The organism is Vibrio sp. 10N.222.55.C6 (genome assembly GCF_041473395.1).
Taxonomy (GTDB): domain Bacteria; phylum Pseudomonadota; class Gammaproteobacteria; order Enterobacterales; family Vibrionaceae; genus Vibrio; species Vibrio crassostreae_C.
The window spans coordinates 1-740 of sequence record NZ_JBFRSD010000598.1; the positions used below are offsets into that span (position 1 = coordinate 1).

Consider the following 740-nt stretch of genomic DNA (forward strand, 5'->3'; position numbering starts at 1 on the left):
GGTTTGAACAGAGGGAATGATGCCTCGTTCGTCCGCTCGTCCCAGTGTCACAAGGGGTAGAGAGAGCTTTAGGCATTGTTCAAATCCTTCGACAGGGAGAGATCCTGCGACAGCAATTACGCCATCAACCTGATAACCAGAGAGGCGTAATATGGCTTGCTCTAAGTCCTGCTCGTGCTTAACGTTGAGTAGCATAGGCTGCTTGCCATGTTGTTGAAGTATGTTGGAGAGGATCTCAAATAAATGCGACTGATACGGGTTTGAAAAGTCGCTGATCAATATGGCTACTAAGTTTGACCGTTTTTTTTGTGCAGGGGTACTTAAGGTTCGAGCAAAGAAGTTGGGTTGATAGCCCAGTGTTTTTGCCGCCTCAAGAATTCGATCTCGTTTGTCGGCTTGAATGCTTGCACCTTCGGTAAATGCTCTTGAAACAGCGGATCGTGAGACACCTACATGCTCGGCAACATCCAGCGCGGTAACGGTCTTTTTCGTGCTATTAATAAATGGACTCCTTTCGAACTTTCTGGCTTACATCGTGGCCATCAGATGGCTGGCACAATTGTTCCAGTATTGATCCTTTGGGCCATGCCCACACTGGGCCAGTATAAGTGGTGGTGAGTGACGGGGCTACCACTAAGTCTGCTTCGGCGCAGATTAATTGGGCCGCGAGAACATCCCAAATATACACGTGTCCCATGTAGCATCCGTCCAGTTCTCCGCAGGCTACTTGTGTCATTGAC

Annotated in this window: 1 protein-coding gene; it reads right to left on the reverse strand. The window is 48.6% G+C overall.

From position 1 onward, the window contains the following. A partial coding sequence (locus AB4486_RS25255; RefSeq protein WP_372119459.1) for a LacI family DNA-binding transcriptional regulator occupies nucleotides 1–501 on the reverse strand: 501 nt, incomplete at its 3' end. Nucleotides 502–740: the final 239 nt, after the last annotated feature.